The following is a 1,480-nucleotide window of genomic DNA, read 5'->3' on the forward strand; positions in this document are numbered from 1 at the left end:
GTTCTTGATGGTGCCGCGGTGTCGTAGGCGTCGGTTGCCGTGGGCGACGAGCCAGGCGACGGCGCGTTCGACGGGTGGGCGCCAACGGCGGTAGACGACCTGCCACTCGGGTGTACTCGCGGCCTTGCGGGCTTGCGCCATGAGGTCGTGGTCGGGGCGGATGGTGACGATCCGGCCGGCCTTGGCCCGGCTGCACCGTTCACGCAGGGGACAGCCGGTGCAATGACCGGTGAAGACCGCCTTGCGCTGCAGGTGCTGACCAGACGGCTCGGACAACGCGACGGTGTGGCCGGCCGGGCAGGTCACCGTGCCGCCCGCGGTGTCGATGGCGAAGTCGTCGAGGCTGAAGCCGCCGGGGACGGCAGTCCTCAGTGGGGCCGGCTTGAGGAACAGCCGGTGCCGGGCCTGCCGCAGTGCGCGAAGGACGGGCCCGGTGGAGTAGGCGGTGTCGCCGAACGCGTCCACGGGTTCCGGCTCGTCGGCGAGCAGGTCGAGGGCGACCTGGGCCTCGTGGTGCTCGAGTCCGCTTCCGGGGGTGAGGGCGACGGCGGTGAACAGGCCGGTCTCGGGCTCGACGGCGAGGTGGGCCTTGTATCCGTCCTGGTGACGGGTCCGGTTCTTGTGGACGTGGCGGGACTGGGGGTCGACGGTGGACACGATCCGGTCCGGGGCGGTCCCTCGGGTGATGCGCCAGCGTCCGTCGCGGCCGTCGGAGTCGTCGGCGGGTTCGACGTCCTGTCCGGCGACCAGGGCCAGGATCCCGACCGCGTTCGCGGCCCGCTCGCCCAGCGGCTGCTCGGGCAGGTGCCCGAGCAGCCGCAGCGCGTCGCCGGCCAGGGCGTCCACCAGGTCGGCCCGGGCCTGCTCGTCGTTCCAGGCGATGCGGGGTTTGCCCGGATCGGTGTAGTCGTGCGCGGTGCAGTGCAGGGCCGCGACCGCATCGGCGCCGGGGACCTCGCGGATCACCGCGCGGACGGCGGCGATCAGCTGGGTGACGGTGTCCTGAGTGGCGACCGCGTCGTCCAGGACGGTCGAGTCCAGCGCCCGCTTCTGGCGGCCCTTCAGCACGCCGGTCGCGTTCACGACCTCCCGCACGGCCTCGAAGACGCGGTTGGGACGGGCAGAGCGGGCGAGTCGGCGGCGGAAGTAGGACAGCAGGGACGGGTCGAACGCGGTGTCGTTCAGCCCGAGACCGCAGGCGGCCTTCCACCGCAGGTCGCACCGCAGTTCCTGGACCGTCTCGAAGTCGGACAGGCCGTGCAGGGCCTGCAAAGTGATCGCCGCGGCCAGGACCTGCGGCGGCATGCTCGGGCGGCCGTTCGCCGACGGGTACATGTCCGCGAACATCGCCGCCGGGAACAGCCGGCCTCGGTGCTCGGCCAGGAACGCGAACACGCTCCCCGCCGGGATCAGCTCCCGGCACGTCTCCCACACGTCCGGCCCGACCGTCTCCCCGGCCCATTCCCCCATCGCCACAGAA

General features: G+C 72.6%; 1 protein-coding gene. It reads right to left on the bottom strand.

Going from position 1 to position 1,480, the window contains the following annotated elements; genetic code table 11:
• A partial coding sequence (locus ACFVU9_RS45440) for an IS1182 family transposase (RefSeq protein WP_387603974.1) occupies window positions 1–1,470 on the bottom strand: 1,470 nt, incomplete at its 3' end.
• Window positions 1,471–1,480 lie beyond the last annotated feature (10 nt).

The sequence above is a fragment of the Kitasatospora sp. NPDC057936 genome (genome assembly GCF_042887525.1).
GTDB lineage: Bacteria > Actinomycetota > Actinomycetes > Streptomycetales > Streptomycetaceae > Kitasatospora.